The sequence below is a fragment of the Ruegeria lacuscaerulensis genome (genome assembly GCF_013033355.1).
GTDB lineage: Bacteria > Pseudomonadota > Alphaproteobacteria > Rhodobacterales > Rhodobacteraceae > Ruegeria > Ruegeria lacuscaerulensis_A.
The window spans coordinates 396,538-413,592 of record NZ_WQDY01000002.1; the positions used below are offsets into that span (position 1 = coordinate 396,538).

The 17,055-nt window shown below is 52.1% G+C and carries 14 protein-coding genes; 7 read left to right on the top strand and 7 right to left on the bottom strand.

The features are described 5' to 3' along the window. Positions 1-319: 319 nt before the first annotated feature. Both GOW48_RS05400 and GOW48_RS05405 read right to left on the bottom strand, forming a co-directional pair. On the bottom strand, positions 320-3,463 hold the full coding sequence (locus GOW48_RS05400; protein WP_170751987.1) for an efflux RND transporter permease subunit: 3,144 nt from the start codon (positions 3,461-3,463) through the stop codon (positions 320-322). Positions 3,464-3,475: 12 nt separating this feature from the next. Beyond that, on the bottom strand, positions 3,476-4,450 hold the full coding sequence (locus GOW48_RS05405) for an efflux RND transporter periplasmic adaptor subunit (RefSeq protein ID WP_170751989.1): 975 nt from the start codon (positions 4,448-4,450) through the stop codon (positions 3,476-3,478). Between the two features lie 273 nt (positions 4,451-4,723). Here GOW48_RS05405 and GOW48_RS05410 point away from each other — a divergent pair, with 273 nt between their 5' ends. The 4 genes from GOW48_RS05410 to GOW48_RS05425 all read left to right on the top strand — a co-directional run bounded on the left by GOW48_RS05410 (position 4,724) and on the right by GOW48_RS05425 (position 7,613). Continuing rightward, on the top strand, positions 4,724-5,353 hold the full coding sequence (locus GOW48_RS05410; RefSeq protein WP_170751991.1) for a TetR/AcrR family transcriptional regulator: 630 nt from the start codon (positions 4,724-4,726) through the stop codon (positions 5,351-5,353). A gap of 449 nt (positions 5,354-5,802) precedes the next feature. Then, a complete protein-coding gene (locus GOW48_RS05415) occupies positions 5,803-6,363 on the top strand; it encodes a CHAP domain-containing protein (protein WP_331251768.1) in 561 nt (186 codons plus the stop codon). Positions 6,364-6,667: 304 nt separating this feature from the next. After that, a complete protein-coding gene (locus GOW48_RS05420; protein ID WP_170751993.1) occupies positions 6,668-6,988 on the top strand; it encodes a hypothetical protein in 321 nt (106 codons plus the stop codon). 205 nt (positions 6,989-7,193) lie between these two features. Beyond that, complete coding sequence (locus GOW48_RS05425; RefSeq protein ID WP_170751995.1) at positions 7,194-7,613, top strand: ester cyclase; 420 nt, start codon at positions 7,194-7,196, stop codon at positions 7,611-7,613. Positions 7,614-7,792: 179 nt separating this feature from the next. Here GOW48_RS05425 and GOW48_RS05430 read toward each other — a convergent pair whose 3' ends face one another. The 4 genes from GOW48_RS05430 to GOW48_RS05445 form a co-directional block, all read right to left on the bottom strand. Next, the gene (locus tag GOW48_RS05430) at positions 7,793-9,067 is read right to left on the bottom strand and encodes an adenylate/guanylate cyclase domain-containing protein (RefSeq protein WP_170355765.1); all 1,275 of its coding nucleotides are present in this window, start codon (positions 9,065-9,067) and stop codon (positions 7,793-7,795) included. Between the two features lie 395 nt (positions 9,068-9,462). After that, entirely contained in the window at positions 9,463-10,431 is a 969-nt protein-coding gene (locus tag GOW48_RS05435) for an SMP-30/gluconolactonase/LRE family protein (RefSeq protein WP_170751997.1), read from the bottom strand. Between the two features lie 63 nt (positions 10,432-10,494). After that, the gene (locus GOW48_RS05440) at positions 10,495-11,454 is read right to left on the bottom strand and encodes a glutaminase (RefSeq protein WP_170751998.1); all 960 of its coding nucleotides are present in this window, start codon (positions 11,452-11,454) and stop codon (positions 10,495-10,497) included. Then, a complete protein-coding gene (locus tag GOW48_RS05445) occupies positions 11,429-12,871 on the bottom strand; it encodes an alanine/glycine:cation symporter family protein (RefSeq protein ID WP_170752000.1) in 1,443 nt (480 codons plus the stop codon). The genes GOW48_RS05440 and GOW48_RS05445 overlap by 26 nt, the downstream gene beginning before the upstream one ends. Positions 12,872-13,668: 797 nt before the next feature. Here GOW48_RS05445 and GOW48_RS05450 point away from each other — a divergent pair. The 3 genes from GOW48_RS05450 (at position 13,669) to GOW48_RS05460 (ending at position 16,637) form a co-directional block, all read left to right on the top strand. Next, positions 13,669-13,896, top strand: a complete 228-nt coding sequence (locus GOW48_RS05450; RefSeq protein ID WP_170756384.1) for a hypothetical protein — start codon at positions 13,669-13,671, stop codon at positions 13,894-13,896. Positions 13,897-14,447: 551 nt separating this feature from the next. Beyond that, on the top strand, positions 14,448-15,425 hold the full coding sequence (locus tag GOW48_RS05455) for a serine hydrolase domain-containing protein (RefSeq protein WP_170752004.1): 978 nt from the start codon (positions 14,448-14,450) through the stop codon (positions 15,423-15,425). A gap of 510 nt (positions 15,426-15,935) precedes the next feature. Then, positions 15,936-16,637, top strand: coding sequence for a hypothetical protein (locus GOW48_RS05460; protein ID WP_170355774.1), 702 nt, complete (start codon positions 15,936-15,938; stop codon positions 16,635-16,637). 76 nt (positions 16,638-16,713) lie between these two features. Here GOW48_RS05460 and GOW48_RS05465 read toward each other — a convergent pair whose 3' ends face one another. Next, entirely contained in the window at positions 16,714-17,052 is a 339-nt protein-coding gene (locus GOW48_RS05465; protein WP_170756385.1) for a hypothetical protein, read from the bottom strand. Positions 17,053-17,055: the final 3 nt, after the last annotated feature.

Consider the following 17,055-nt stretch of genomic DNA (forward strand, 5'->3'; position numbering starts at 1 on the left):
AAATATAAACAATATTTAATACTCTTTTGGAACCACCACCAAATGTACCACACCGATCCTAATGTCAGGCGGAGCTTAAACCGAGGCTCAAGCAAAGCAGATGATCCGCTTGCTGTCTCATAGAAGCCACTCATGCAGAGCTCAACGTATGCCGCCGATGAGCTCAAAACGGCTATCGCCGCGATAGCCAAGTGCAGTCGATCCTAGAAAAAGCAGATTGCGCATAGTCCACTTACGAGACGAAGCAGATTAGAAAGCTTGCGTTGAACAACGACCACATCGAAGCATTACAACCCGCCTATAGAAGGCAACTCAATCCTCACTCCGCCACAAGTGCAACAATATCATTGCAGGGCTCAGAATGGTCGTGATTGGCCGAATTTATTTTGTTGAATGTTCCTCGATACACCAAAGCGAAAACGGGTGGAGTGAAGTAAAACGATACAACGGTTGACAACAGAACGCCTCCGGCGATTGCCACGGCGAATGGTGGCCAAAATGCACCTCCGCCCAATATCAGAGGCAGGAAGCCGCCAAATGTTGTGACCGTGGTCGAGACAATGTGACGGCTGGAACCAATAACGACGCGAGCCATGGCCGCCTGATCGCCCTGGCTGGCCTGCCGGTCTTGTTGCAACCCGGTCAAGATAATGATTGCAGCGTTGATCGAAACCCCGATTGAACCAATGACCCCAATTATCGCGTTTATTCCAAATGGGAATTGCATAACTGCCAGCGACAACATTGAAAGGCCTGCGGACAGAACGCAAACGACCAAGGTCACAAGTGTCAGGCGAAACGAGTTAAAGGTTAGCACGATGGTCGCGATGGAAAGTGTTACGATCAAACCCACGGACGCGAGCAGATTACCCACGGCATTGGATCGAGCATCACTGTCGCCGCCTAAAGTCATCTTGTAGCCTTGCGGCAGATCAAACTCCGACGCGTCAAGCGCTGCTAATACGTCCTGCAATGCTTCTTCAGGCAAAACACCGGGCACTATAAACGCCTGTAAAGTGTTCTCGCGCGTGCCATCCGTTCGGGTTATGACGCTTTCGGCCGGTTCGATCACTGGCCGGGCTAGTTCTGACAACGGTACGCCGGGAAAAACTCCGATCGCAGATATTTCAGCAGCGTTCGGCAAAAGGATCGGCATACTGACAATTGCGCTAAGATCTGATCGTACCTCGTCGCCTAAGCGAACGCGTACTGGCAGTTGTTCTGTCCCTTCGATCAGTGATCCGCCGGTAATGCCCACAAGCGCCGAGTCCATCTGGCCAGCTATATCCGCTACGTCCAGCCCCAGCAGACGGGCTTTGACCTCATCAATCTCGAACCGAATTTGGGGATTGCCTCCGTTCACACTCGCACGCGCCTGGGTCACCAAATCGAGATTGGCCATGACCGAACGCACTTCGTCGCCAAGATCGCGTAAAACCGTGATGTCCTGCCCCTGAATTTTGACTTCAACCGGTGCGGCGACTGGGGGGCCCTGTACAAGATTGCGAACGATGATCTGGGCGTCAGGAAAGTCGACATCTAGACGGTTCTGCAACGCTCCAACAAGGCGGGCAGCGTCGTCGGCCGTGTCGGTCGTGATCATGGCTTGTGCAAACCCAGGCTCGCGAGAACGGTTACCAACGATGTTGTAGTAGAATGCCGGGCCAGACTCACCCACAGTCCAGTAAACACTCTTGACGCCATCATCGGCCAGTAGGATTTCGTCAATCTGTCGCGCGGTTGCTTCGGTGGTGGCGATTGAAGTTCCACCTGGCATGTCGACCTCGATATAGAACTGGTTTCGGTCGACGCCCGGAAAGAACTGCGCAGTCAGGGTCGGAAAGGCCGCAAAGCCAAGCACGGGCAAGACCAATGCCAACGCGATGGATCGCACCGGATTAGCAACGGACAATCGAATTGACGCCTCAAACAAGCGGGCAAGCGGTGGGATACTGATACCACGGCTCAGCATTCCTGCGTCAGGGCGATCGGATAGTAACCAGCCGGCAACGGCTGGAGTGACTGTCAACGCCACAACCAAGGACCAGACAAGCATAAGCACGACGGCTATAGCGATAGCACCGACAAAGTCGCCAGCGGGCCCCGGAAGCAAGATCATCGGCGTGAAGGCAAGCGCCGTTGTCACGGTCGACGCCAGCAACGGTGTGGCCAACCGGCGAACAGCATCTCGCACGGCCGCAAGCCGTTCCATCCCATCCTGCAGACGGCGCCGAATTTCATCGGTCATTACGATCGCTGCGTCGACCAGCAGACCGAGTGCAACAATCAAACCCGTTACGGACATCTGATGAATTGGCAATCCAATCATGTTCATTGTTGCCAAAGTTGCCAATGAGACAACCGGCAACACCAAAGCGACAATCGCTGCTGCCCGCACCCCCAAGGTAATGAACAAAACAGCCACGACCAGAGCCACGCCAATAGCCATGTTGATCGCAACCTCTGACAAACGATCCGTCGTGTACTGGCTTTGATCAAACAGCAGTATTTCCTTCATGCCCAAAGGTACCGATGCGGTCCCGGCCTCAAGCTCATCCCGAAGAAAACCGGTCCAGCGGTCGATCTGTACGCCATCCTGCGCCAGTACCCCGACTAGAACGGACGGATTGCCGTTGGCAAACGCGATTGAAGACTGCGGTTCGCGCGCGCCACGGTCCACGCTGGCAATATCTCCGAGCTGCACAACGGCACCTTCCGCGTTTTCACGCAGGACGATGCTCCTAATACGGTCCAGAGTTTCAATTTCACCGCTGATGCCTATGGTCAGGTCGACATCGGACTGCAACCGCCCAGACTGAACCTTTCCATCTGCTTCGGCGATTCTCTGCGAAATTTCTGCGGCGCCAAGCCCAAGCGCAGCGGCCTTGTCCATATCGACACTTACGAGCACCTCTTCTTCCGGCTGACCGAAATAGTCCACTGCCCGCGTAGCAGGTATCGCGCGCAATCTGTCACCCAACGCTTCGGCATGACGCGAAAGCAAAGTTATCGGAAAGTCAGGCTCTTCGGCCGCGACCGCGATAACAGCAGAATAGGCAGAAATACCCTCGGCATCGATTTCCGGCTGCCCGACTCCACTCGGAAAGTTTTGTCGAGCGTCTTCAACCGCATCCCGAGCCTCGGCCCAAACCTGCTCAATCGTGGCCTCGTCCAGCGTCTCGAGCAATTCCACCGAAACAACCGAAACGCCCGAGCGGGATACAGAACTGATTTCATCCACCTCGGCGATTTTCCGAAGCTCTTCTTCGATTTCTGCAGTAACCAACGCTTCGACCCGTTCAGGGTCTGCACCCGGGAACTGCGTCGTAACAGTAGCGAAGAGGTTGGTAATCGTTGGGTCTTCCTGCCGCCCCAGTGATAGGAACGAAGACAGGCCTGCAGATACAAGCACCAAAATTATGAGGGCGACGAGCCGGGGATGGCGAAAGGTAAGGGTTTCCATCGTGTCGCTCCGTCACTCGCCAATGCTGAAATCGACGCGCTGACCGACGGTAACGCGCTGCGGCCCTTGATCAATCAGGACGGTGCCTTCAGGAAAAACGCCTCGCACAAATACACGGTCATCTTCGGCATGAAGCACTTCGACCGTTGTCAGTCGCACAGTCTTCTGCGCGTCGGCAACCAGCAACGTCCATTGCCCGCGCGTCCCCTCTTTAAGTGAAGTCGTGGGCACCCAGGTTCCCGCGTTCTGGACGGGATCAAGTACATGCACCCGGGCAGTTTGTCCGAAGGCAACGTCCGGTCTGTTCCTAAGATCGAAAAGCGCAGTTCGGGTTCGGGTTACCGGATCAATATCGGGTCGCAAAGTTGCAAGGTCAGCCCTATAGCTTTGATCTTCTATTTTAATTTCAACGTCGGATAGCAACGCAGGGTCAACGTCGAGCGGGATACCGATCCGGACCTGCGGCGACACGACCTCGACTATTCCCAAAACCAACTGGCCCGAACGCAAAGTCTCTCCGCCGTCCACGTGCCGAGCGGTTATTTGACCCGCAAAAGGTGCCTCGATGCTAGATTTCGCGATCCGTACCGTGACGTCGCGCAATCCCGCATCCAGTTCACCAATTCTGGAAAGCAATTCATCTTGCTGGGAAACTGCCTCATCGAGGCGGGCCTGACTGGTAAAGCCTTGCTCGATGAGTTTAGCGTTTCGCTCGACGGTTTTCTTTGCGAATGCAAGTTGGGCTGCAATGGCATCGCGTGATGCTGACAGTCTTTCGCGTTCGACCTCCAACAAAGCTACGTCCAGTGTTGCGAGAAGCTGGCCCTTAGCGACCTCGTCACCCTCATCCACCAGGATGTGGTCCAGCGTACCATTCAATTCGAAAGAGATATCCGCTGAACGCTGAGGTTCGACTTGTCCGATGAATACACGGTCGACCGTGTAAGCGCTCTCCGACGTGATGAGCGTTGCTGAAACAGGGGTCACTGCGGCCGCTTCCGGTGAAGGAACAGCATCTGCCCTACGATTAAGCTCTGAAGCGCCTAGGTAAACTGCAGCAGCTGCGACGGCTATAAAACAGATAGTTACCAAGAGACGCACAATACCGCGCAGCATACGCGAAAACAGGTTCGGCTTGGTCGTTTCAGTTGATAAATCCGCAGGACTCGACATTTGGGGACCTCATCAAGTTAGCATCTCTAACATATGTTAGAAGTTCTCACTTTGACAAGGAATACGTGATCTGGCACATGTTGGATCATGAGCAGCACAGAAAAATATCACGCAACAACCAGCCATTCAGTAAGCAAGAAAGCCTACCATCACGGCGATCTCCGCGCTGCGCTGATCGAGGCAACGCGGCAGTTGGTTGAAGAGAAAGGACCAGACAGGTTCTCCGTTTCCGAGGCCTGCAGACGGGCGGGCGTATCGACTGCGGCACCGTACAAACACTTCAAAGATAAGACAGAAATGCTGGTCGCGACAGTTCTGGAAGGGATGGACCGTCACCGAAGCAAAATGCTAGCAGCGCTTGACGGCATTCCTGAAGGATCTCCCGAGCGCATTACTGCAATCGGTATGGAGTATATTGCTTTCGCCTTAAGTGAGCCCGGGATATTCAGATTAAAATTTGGCGGCTTTACAGACCGCATCGCGGATCCCCGACTGGAAGAAGGCGGTCAGCAAAACTTTTCGATTCTGCTAACTGAGGTTGCAAAATGCCTTGGGGAACCGGGAATCACAGAAGAAGTCCGTCGTCGTGGTTTTTTGTTGTGGAGCTTCGTGCACGGGCTGTCTTTCATTCTGCACGATAGGAGACTTGCGGAAAAAGGCGAAGAGTTTGATCTGCACGCTATTCTTGAGGACGTTTCGGAAAGAATGCTGAATTAATCGTTCTTTATCGAAAAAACGTGACTAGCCGCTGATAGGATACAATCTAGAGCATTATCACGCAGACTTCGACGCGACTGCCTAGGTTCACAAAAATAGGCATTAACATTGCGTACCGAATGTCCGTTCTAAAGCCAAGGTACTTCTGCGCCAATGCTAAGTACTAAGATCCGCTGTTCAAACAAAAAACGCTACTGACAGGAACGTTGGCGCAGCGGTCACTGAGGAATTACGCACAGAACGTCTTCTTCGGGCCGCTAGTTACCGATGCAGCGCGGTCAACCGACGGCGACTACGCATGGAAAGCTGACTTCGCAAAGCCTCGCGCTCGGCCCGCAGATCGGGAACACCACCTGGCAAATTCCTGCCGGGGAATAAACTGGGCTCTTTTCACAGGCCGAAAGATCGCTTTAAAACTCTAAAACCACTCATACCGGCAATGTAGTTTCTTGCAAAACAGCGACAGCAAAACGAATGCCAAATGGCAGCGCCTACCCGGCGCTGCGCGTACTGCGTTTGCGATGGGGTTTTTTGTTCTTGTATCTGCCTGTGCTCAGAGTTCAAACGACGCGGATCTCGACCCAGAACGTCAGTCCATGGCGTTGCTCGATTTCTCACAAAAACAAGCTCGAGGACAAAGGGTGTGGTGCGTACCCTACGCACGCAACCTCAGTGGCATCGAAATTCGCGGAAACGCCAAGGACTGGTGGGGCAAAGCGCGCAATAATTTTGAGCGAGGCAGTGAACCGGTTGTCGGAGCGGTCATGTCCTTTAGAGCAACCCGAGGGATGCCCCTTGGTCACGTGGCTGTCGTATCCGATGTTATCACCGACAGGGAAGTCATCGTGAACCATGCCAACTGGCACCGCAACAAGGTATCATTGAAAATGGGCGTCAAGGATGTATCCAAAAACAATGATTGGACGTTGGTCCGGGTTGAAAGCCATCCGGGGAAATATGGCAGTTTTTACCCGGTGAACGGTTTCATTTATCCCAAATTCGGCGGTTAGCCTTCATCAATTATACGTCGCATCGCGCGCAAATCCGACGGATGCGTCACAAGCGGCCGGCGGGCGCAAGCGGGTCAAGGACAGAAAAGACGGCTTACCCTTCCAGCATTGTTTTTTGGTGTTGGCTGTATCCACCTACCGCTAGACTACGATCATGCTAAGGTCAGCCGCCTTCAAAACCATCATGCTTGCGCTTGTTATCGCGCTCGTCATCATTGGAGTTTGGCTCACGTTTCAAAAACAAAGCCTTCCCTGAAACTGGGCAGAGCTTCAAAACTCTCGTGAGAAAGAAATACCCATCCCGTTGGCGGCCGCTTTCCGGGATGACGTCGGGTTTGTCTGCATAAACACACCTTACTCTGACCCGACACAACTACCTAAAGACAGCTCTACGTCACTTGTTGATCAGCTCGACATCTCTTGGGTGCCGGAGAACGCCATTCGGTTCTCGCTGTTCAACCCGGAAGTGAAGCTTATTCATGAATACGACCAGCCTTTTGTTACCGACCAACTTGTTTTTTCCAACACTGAATTACGCGGCTTTTGCGGGCAGGCTGGAGCGCTCAGGCTAAGAGTTCATGGCGCGCCCGAGCGGCTTTTGATCGAACTGTTGTACCCTGACTAACGGGCATCCGCCTTCGCGATTAGAAAAACAAACCTTGGTTCAAGATCGGCAAGCTGCAGAAAAGTCCGCAAAATAGGCATTCAACCTACTTGGCCGCGCCAGAGGGAACCGCAAGCGGCTGCTTTGGATTCGCGTTGGACCTAGTAGTGGACAGGTCGCCTCCGATTGATACTCTTCTTGTTCATACGCGCAAAGGAGCTTGGCAATGCATCCGACCGAAAAGATCGTAAGGCAATTCCACGAATCTTGGGACATGCGTGATCCCGAACGCGGCGTTGCTGTTATTGCGAGCGACGGCCAGTTCGAGGATATCCCACGAAGCGAGAGCCAGATCGGACCTGAGGGCTACAGAATGGACTATGAACGCTGGCGACGCGCGTTCCCCGATGGAGAGGTGAAGGTCACAAACGTAGTAGTAGATGGCGACAGAGCAGTGGTTGAGTTTATTAATCGCGGAACCCATACCGGCCTTCTTGAGTCTTCGCTTGGATCGTTCGAACCAACTGGTAGGTGGCAAGAGACGCGCTATTGCAGTGTTATGCGGGTCAAGGATAGCAAAGTAGTAGAAGGTAGGGATTACTACGATGCTGCTTCTATCGCTCAGCAGCTGGGTCTCGTGTCATGACGAAATATCTCAAGGCATACTGGCCATCTCGCTAGCTAACGTTGAACGTCGGCTTGATCTGCACAGCGGTCACCGATGCACTGCGCAGCGAACGACTGCCTTGAGCCCAAAGCTGGCCGGTTTAATTCCAGCACCAGCGCCTAAACGAATGATTGCCAATCGCCTAATGCAATTGAACGTTATGTGAAAATTTCGTAAGAAAAAACCTCTAAGTCTTCCTCAAAACCCCGCAAAGAATGCCGCCCCAATTTTTTCGGCTCTTCAGATACCAAGTTCACAAAATCGCCTGTTGCTAAAAGCCGCGCCTCCAGTTTTCGCGTCAGGCCCTCTAACCTGCTGGCTATCGCGACTGATGGGCCAGTTACCGTAAAGTCCAAGCGCTTTTCAGTACCAACATTCCCGTAGACAGCCGCCCCAGTGTGCAAACCGACCCCAAATTCAGCACGGTCTAATGGATCAAGTTCTTCATTCCTTTGGAACGCTTCACGCGCCGCGGACAGGGCAGCTTCGCACATGTCTTCGGGTAGTCTTCGTTGACCATCAAAAGGAAAGATCGCAAGCAATCCATCGCCAACGAATTTAAGAACCTCTCCGCCGTGATCGTGTACCGCCCCACCGACACAATCGAAGAATTGGTTGACCGTCGCGACATATTTTTCCGATGACAAGCGCTGGCTCAAAGCCGTAGAGCCGCGCATATCGCTGAACAAGAGAGCACAGTCAATTATGCTGACATCTCCCCGGGCTATTTGACCGTTCAGAACGGATCGACCGGACAACTTGCCTAGATAGACCTCCATCAACTCAGCTGCCAAGAACTGCTCCGACAATACACGCGCTGCACCAAGCAAAGGTAAAGATAGCCGCGACAGACCATCTACCTCACGGTCTGTGAAACCAGAACGACGCTTTGTAGCAAAAGACACCGACGCGCCCAAAGCCCACTCCATATCTCCGTCAAAGACAACGGTACGATTGCCGAATGGTGCACTGCATACGACATAGTCGGTAACACCTGCTTCAGCGAGTTTTCGGAAAAGCGGAAATTTGTTACGGGTCGCTTGGTCTGTCAGATTTGCTCGCATGAAAGGAAACTTGATTGTGCCGTTCGCAAGTCCATCCGCCAAGTCCCAAACTTCCTCATTAAAGTGCTGTTTCGCAATCTCATTGGCCAATTTCGAATTCTCTCCGAAGGGTGCTTTGTCGAAGAGATCAGCCGTTACTGAGCTGCGTGGAAGAACAGTCCATTCAATACGATGGTTCGATGCATCCCACGTTGCATCGAGCAAGCCAATTACAGGGTGCATCATCAGGCGGCCCAAGGAAACACGCGTGACCGGCACGCCACCATCGATCAGCCTGTTACTTAACTGCTCGACTAGTCCACCAAGATCAGCATCAAAAAAGGCCAGCTTTTGCAGCCAATCTGCAATGCGATCGAAAACATCCGCCATAACTTACACCTCCACCATCATCTTGTTACAGCCGAAGGCTCGTGTCATTCGGTTTGTCTTCGAACGCTCAATTCTCTAGCGATGGGTTTGCAAATTCTCACGCGCGTTCGCTCGCGATATTGGCCAAAGCCCGTCAATTTTTCGGCCTTGGAAAAAGTGCCAGGCACAACAGTCGATAGAGAAACGTGACTATTCAACTTTAAAGTACTCTTTCCAAGGTCCTGTGCAGCGGTGCAACTAACGGCCGCTTTGTCCGCACACCGGTCGTTCACTGAATTTTTCTGAGCGACCGCACTGAGCCCAAAGTTGTCGCTTAAAATGGGAGCAAGGAGATTTGAGAGCCCATTGGGTAAACCGCTATTCCTAATCGCGCAGAAGCACTTCTGAGAGTAGTGTCATCCTCCCGTCATGCCAGCTACGTTGACATAAAGGGCGTACACAGAATGGCTTGCTGCCATGAAAAGCCGGCTGTTGGCACGGCCTCCAAAGCAGAGATTGGCACATCGTTCAGGCAAAGCGATGCGACCTATGGGAGTTCCATCAGGGGCAAAGACCATCACTCCGTCCAGTTCGGCATCACCCATGCCCCAACCGCACCAGAGATTACCGTCCACATCCACGCGGAACCCGTCAGGCGTGCCAGAACCTGCATCGATTAGCACACGCTTGTTCTGGATCGAGGCACCATCCGTGTTCACGTCATAAGCCAGTATCTTTCGAGACGGTTCACCACGCGATTCAACAATGTAAAGCACGGTCTCATCGGGGCTGAAGGCCAAGCCGTTTGGCCCTAGAATGTCATCGGCTACGACTTTCAGTTTTCCGGTGTCGGGGTCCACTCGGTATACGTTCTGGCCTAACTCTGGTTCGGCGCGATGACCCTCATAGTTGCCCGAGATGCCAAACGGTGGATCGGTGAACCAGACACTGCCGTCGGATTTGACGATCACATCGTTGGGCGAGTTGAGTCGCTTTCCGTCAAAGCTCTCGGCTAGCACAGTGATTGAGCCATCATATTCTGTACGCGTAACCCGTCGTCCACTGTGCTCGCACGTTATCAGACGACCTTGCCTGTCCCGGGTCTGACCATTGGCGAAATTCGACGGCTGGCGAAACGCCGATGACTGTCCGGTAACCTCGTCCCAGCGCATGATCCGGTTATTCGGAATATCACTCCATAGCAGATAGCGCCCGTCACCGAACCACACTGGCCCTTCACACCAGCGACAACCAGTTGCCAATCGTTCGACGCCGGCCAACGGCAGCTTGTATTTATCAAACCGAGGATCGAGTGTCACAACGGAGGGATCTGGATACCGTTGGGATGGTTGCCAGCTATTTTCGAAGTCATTTTTGTCCGTCATAGATCGTCCTCAGTCTGGCGCCTGCTCAAGCTATGTGACTGGTCTTGAATTGAACAGGGCAGGCTATGCACTCGGTCCAAAGATCGACCAGCCTGTCGCACGAACTAACTCCTGAAATGCGATAGTCGCCAAATGGGAGTTGCCTTTTTGATCTAGCCCGGGGCTCCAGGCGACTACAGATGCGATACCAGGTACAATGCACAAGATTCCGCCACCAACACCGCTTTTCGCTGGAAGGCCAACACGGAAGGCGAACTCACCCGAGGCATCATAAGAACCACACATCATCATCAGTGCGGTTACTCTTCTGGCTCGCTGTGCCGACAATACTGTGGCACCGTTGGCCGGATTTTGACCCGCTGCGGCGAGAAAGCGGCCCGCCAATGCTAGCTGTTCACATGACATTGCGATGCTACATTGGCGAAAGTACAGAGACAAAACATCCTCTACCGGCGCGTTTAGATTTCCTTCCGCCTGCATAAAATGCGCAAGAGCGCGGTTTCTGGACCCAGTTCGCATCTCAGACTCTGCAACTGACGCATCGACCTCGGTCGAGTTGTCCTCCGAAAGCTCTTGGCACAATCTCAAAAGGTCGTTGACTGCTTCATCAGAAGAACGGTCTTCAAGCAGAACATCTGCCACTATGATCGCACCCGGGTTGATAAACGGGTTCCTTGGGATTCCGCGTTCGTGTTCAAGCTGAACGATTGAATTGAATGGATCGCCGGAAGGTTCCCGACCGACTCTTTGCCACAAAGTGGCACCAACCTGTTGAAGCGCCAATGTGAGCGAGAACACTTTTGAAATGCTCTGAATCGAGAATAGCGTGCTCGCGTCTCCAGCGGAAATTAACGGGCCGTTGATTGGTGCAATGGCAATACCGAATTGGTTCAGATCAACTGTGGCGAGTTCTGGAATGTATTGCGCCACTTTCCCCCTTTCGGACATGCCGGCAATGCGATCTGCGATATCGTCCAAGACTTCCTGAAGCCGTTCGCTATCGGTGGTTTTGAGTATCGGCATGGATCTCCTCCGTCCAGACAGTGTGATCTACGCCCTTACTAAACTCGGGAAATTTGCTTGCGACAAAGCGAGGTTCAAGGTTCTGTCGGCGTTGCGAAAAATAGTCCATCGTTAATTTGTATACGGTGCCAGACAGGAGCACTATTGCCACCAAATTGATGGTTGCCATTATTCCCATGGCAGCATCCGCGAAATTGAACACTGTGGCAACAGCTTGCACAGCGCCCCAAACAACCATTGCAAGGCAGCCCAAACGCAAGATGTAAATCGGCAGCTTCCCTTCCAATTTTAAGAACGTCATCGCGTTTTCGGCATATGAGTAGTTGCCAAGTATGGATGTGAAGCCAAAAAAGACGATAGCAATCGCGATAAAGTGGCGACCGATTTCGCCGAGATGGACCGCCGCCGCGTCTTGAGTCAGTCGCATACCCGTAGGACCATCAATTTCGATTGCGCCCGACAAAAGAATTAGCAATGCAGTTGCCGTCGCGACCAAAATTGTATCCACAAAACACCCGAATGCCTGAACGAAACCTTGGCTGGAAGGGTGGTGGGGCTCAGGTGTGGCAACCGCTGCAATGTTCGGTGCTGAACCCATGCCCGCTTCGTTGGAGAAAAGTCCCCGTTTTATGCCGTTAAGGGCAGCAGCCATGACGCCGCCTGTCACGCCTCCGGCAGCTTCTTGAAGGCCAAATGCCCCTGCAACAATCGACCACAACATAGCGGGTACTTCGGAAATGTTCAGGACTACCACAACACAGGCAAGCAAGAGGTAGAGACCTGCCATGAGCGGCACGACAATCTCAGCGAACTTTGCGATGGTCCTTATTCCACCGAATATGACCACGGCTGCGGCTGAGGCCAGCGCTATGCCAACGATCAATTTGTTCAACCCGAACGCGCCCTCGAAAGCTTCGGCGATCGAGTTGGATTGGACGGCGACAAAAACCAAACCAAAGCTAACAATCAGGCAGATCGAAAAAATGACTCCGGCCCAAGGAGCATTCAAGGCGTTGGCCATGTAGAACGCTGGGCCTCCTCTGAATCTGCCGTTGGACGATGTGACTTTATAGAGTTGGGCCAAAGTACTTTCAGAATAAGCCGTGGCCATTCCAACCAATGCTACGATCCACATCCAAAAGATGGCGCCCGGACCTCCTAAGGTCAGGGCCACAGCTACGCCAGCCAGGTTTCCAGTGCCGACGCGTGAAGCCAAGCTTACCGTCAGCGCTTGAAACGGAGTAATACCTCTTTTGTCCGTGCTCTTCGAAGACGTGAGTACGCGCACCATTTCCCCAAAATGAAGAAACTGAAGTGCGCCAAGACGAATTGTAAAAAAGATACCGGTTCCAAGAAGTCCGTAAATTAATGCGTAGTTCCAAAGAACCGTGTTTATGCCATTAACCAATACTACCATAGCACGCCTCTTAATAATTCAAACACTTCCCGGAAGACAAAAAACAGCCTGCCTAGTTTTTCATCATGCACAAAGATGCGAAAATTGTCAGGAATAAGCTGCGCGGTATCAATAAAAGGTTGACGTGGATAGCACTGAAATTGAGGCACAGGCATATAGCTACGTATCCATTTGGCAATTCGCTCAGCAGTAGTTCACGCCAAGTGCTGCGAACGACAGCGTCGAACCCAAAGAGGCAAATGCTGCGCTTTATGCGACTGTCCCATTTGATTGGATTCTTCGGAAAGCGGCAAAGCGTTCGTACAATCCCAGTGCAGCCGACGGCTGCTACTAGCACAAAGCAGAAATGCTTGAAGGGCAGCGTGCTCTTAAGTTGTCCCGCGCTTTTTCAACTATTTGCAGATAGGCAATTCTAGTGGCCGTTGTTTAGGCAAGGAAGCTCTCCAACTATTTATGATCGGTTGGAGGCTACTTTTGGGCCAGAACTTTGGTGCGCCTATTGCTTGCAAGCAAGCTGCGTTCCAATAAACTCCTGCCCGCGATAGTGATTTCCCCTTTTTCACAGCCTTAGCGACAGCATTGATATCCTTGGACTCCGGGTAGATATACAGGGTCGTCGGATTCCCTTCCACAAGCGCCAATATCTCTTTTGAGGCCGACTGTGACCAGGTTGTGCAGCCATTGCTACGGCCGCCAGTGTAGTTCACAAGTTTTCCGTAGGGGACATAGCCGTCGTTGTCTGCATGAGTGCTTCGAGGACTTTTGAATCTACATTGCCACTTAAGGAAAACAGCGGGATGGCCTCCAATGGCGCGCTCGCGAGCATTGCTCGTTTCTCCTTCCCCATCAAACAAAAGAAAGGTGCGGTAGAACGGCTGCGTTTTGCCGGAATGACTGTAATAACCTTTGAAGGACTTGCGGGTTTCAGCCGTCACATAGGCACCTCCGGCGGTAAGTTTAGATCCTTCTGCATTGCTGAAGTTCTTCGCGCATTGCCGACCATTCGAAAAATTGGCGCCCCTTAGTTTTCGGCCATTTCCATAGCCGGACGAAACCGCTCGGAAAGAATTTTGTGACTCGCAGATGACGTAAAACCGCTTCGCGGGATTGCCGTTTCTTGCAGTGCTGGGGCGGGTTGCATCCTTGGCAAAGTAGCAGGGGTTCCTTACTTCGCCTCGTCGTACTTTCTCTATGTAAAGCGCTCGCGCCCTGTTCAAAACGATCGGCGCGATTTGGCCGTCACCCGTACCCACGTGTTTTTGTAACCACACTGGGACATCTTGCGATATCGCCTCGACGCGGTCTGGGAGGACGCCCGCCGAGATGGCAATTGTAGTGGCAGTGAGAGCGAGACGGAGTGAATTCGGTAGCAACTGGAGATCTCCTGCTAGAATGTCCTCCTGGCCAGTCTAACACAGTTCTTATACTTCACGACGCCAGCCAGGTGTACCAACGAAGCTTCGTGTTGCCACAAATCCCACACTACGTTTATTTGGGGGGCTAACACTTTGCGCAATTAGGCTGCCATGTAGCGTAGAATTCTGGACATTCAGAGTTTTGCTTCCAAATAAGTGCTATGACCACACGTCGAAAGTTCCTGTTCTTAACCGTAACCGCAATGGCTGCTCCATACATAGCGCGGGGACAAACGGTAGCGCTGAATAATGTGATAAGCGGTCTGCCGCAGTTGCATTCACTTCAAATTCAACGCGGAGATGAAGTCATTTTCGTTAAGACTCAACAGGGTGCAGGCCTAGACAGGCCAGCTAACATAAAGTCCTGTTCGAAAAGCATTGTGGCTCTGTTGCTTGGGACGGCGATCGATCGGCAGGAAATCCCATCTGTAGACGCCACCCTGCGGGAGGTCGCTCCGCAGCTCTTGCCTGCCAATGCTACACCCGGCACCGAAAGCATAACCATGGAGGACCTAGTGACGCTGCGAGCCGGTCTCGAAAGAACCTCTGGCAGTAACTACGGGGAATGGATCAGCTCTCCTAACTGGGTCGCGGATGTATTGACACGGCCGATGGTTGCTGAGCCAGGACAACAGATGCTCTATTCCACTGGATCAACTCATGTTCTTGGTGCAGCGTTGACCGAGGCTGCCGGCCAAAGTCTTTTGACTCTCACGCGTGAGAGGCTGGGAATACCTCTTGGTATTGAGATACCTGCTTGGACGAGAGATCCACAGGGTTACTACCTAGGAGGCAATGAGATGGCAATTACTCCAAAGTCGATGTTGAAGATCGCGGTGTTGCTTCGGGACCGCGGGGCCTTTGCTGAAAGGCAAATTATTCCTGAAAGCTGGGTCTCGGAATCGACCAAGCCATATGGCCGCTCGGCTTTCTCTGGGTTAGACTATGGGTATGGTTGGTTTCTGACCCCTTCGGGTTATGCTTTGGCGCGTGGGTACGGAGGGCAAATTTTAGCTGCTCATACTGACCGAAACTTAGCCGTAGCAATCACATCTGATCCTACTCGTCCTGCTCGTTCCGGAGGATACTTTGGAGAATTGGTAAGATTATTGGACGGTCCAATCTTGAACGCCACCTAATTAGAACTTTCTGTGAAAGTCGCCGAGTGCGTTACAAGGGTCAATATCCGCAACGGGGGCGTAGCGCATTAATGTCGTCGATTTTCCTTGATTGAGCCCCATCTAGTTGAGGAAATCGACGTGGAATTTAATGGCCACGTCGACAACACGGTCATACCCAGATTGGATGGAGCTCGCCGGATTTCCTCCTCCAAGTTCGGCGAGCAATTGAAAAAAACCTTTCCAGAAACAACTATAACTGAATGGCTCTCGCAGCCAACATTAACCAAGGCTGTACGATCACAGTTAAAAGTCGGCTTTGTCCGCAGAGCGGTCATTAGCGAAAAATCTGCGAACGTCTGCACCGAGCCCTAAGTTCAAATTTCTGCACCTTGCATCGATGCCGGAAGTTAAGAAGAAAACTGTCGTTGAGAGTTCTATTCAAACCGGACCTTCTTCACTTTTTGGGTTGTGCTTTTGCTCCCAAGGGGTGTCTCATACAAATTGTAATGTGATCATTGGATCTTAGCCGTGTTCGACGCGTCGACATACCTCGCGATAACATCGATTGCAGTCATCGGCACTGTTCACGTCTTCTGCGTGTCTTTTTACCGGAGATTCCCCGCCCTAGCAGGCTGGCTTTCTGATTTTTCATCTGGGATCGGACTTGGCTATGCTTTCCTTTTCTTACTGCCAAAAATCGGTGAATTGTCGGCCGATTTGGCTGCAAATGGGAAATGGGAAAACTCGCTGTTCGGTTATTCGCTCCTAGGATTTCTCATTTACTACTTGCTGGAAGCCAGTCGCGACACGGGGGCCGATAACAGGTTGTCGCTTGGCTTGGACACAGTGGCACTTGGAACCTATAATTGCTTGCTTGCCATTACCGTCATGCAAACGACGGGAACATCACCTGAGCTGTACGCTGTTGGAACGTTGGCCTATTCATTGCATTTGTTTGGGGTGAATATCTTTCTCTATAAGACCCACCCCGGACACATGTCTGGATGGCTACGCGCATACTTTGTCGCGTCGCTTGCAGTCGGCATATTGATCGGCCTCAACGCGGACAAAAGTAGCATGATCTATTCAATTGCGACTGGGTTAACAGGGGGTGTGATCATAGCCCTGTCTCTTCGGGTTAAACTACCCAGCCTTTCGGCAGTGAATACAAAAGCTCTGTTGATTGGTGTGGTGTTTGCTGCGGTCGCAGTCGAGGTCACCCGGTACTAACCCGACACTGTTAAGTCTTTTCGTAGTATAAGCCGAGCCATTTGGCTCAGCTTACTAGATTAAGATAATCTGAAATTCATTTACTCAAAGTCTCTGCAATGCCTTTCATCGCAACCATCGAGTCCAGATACATAGGCGTATTTTGAACGTCTGGCTGGCTTGATAGCTTCACCATAACCACATTGGCTTTTTGGTTCACATACAACAGCTGCCCATAGACACCAATGCCGTAAAACGCACCTTTTTCTCTATCTTTGACCCAAACTTGATTACGGTAGTGGAAGCCTTCAAACACCTCTGCGTATGCACTTTTCTCATAAGCTGCGATGACGTCATCATTTGCTTGAATCGTGTCAGCTATCCAATCTGGAGGAATAACCTGAGTGTCGTTAACCTTTCCGTTGTCCAGCATCATTAT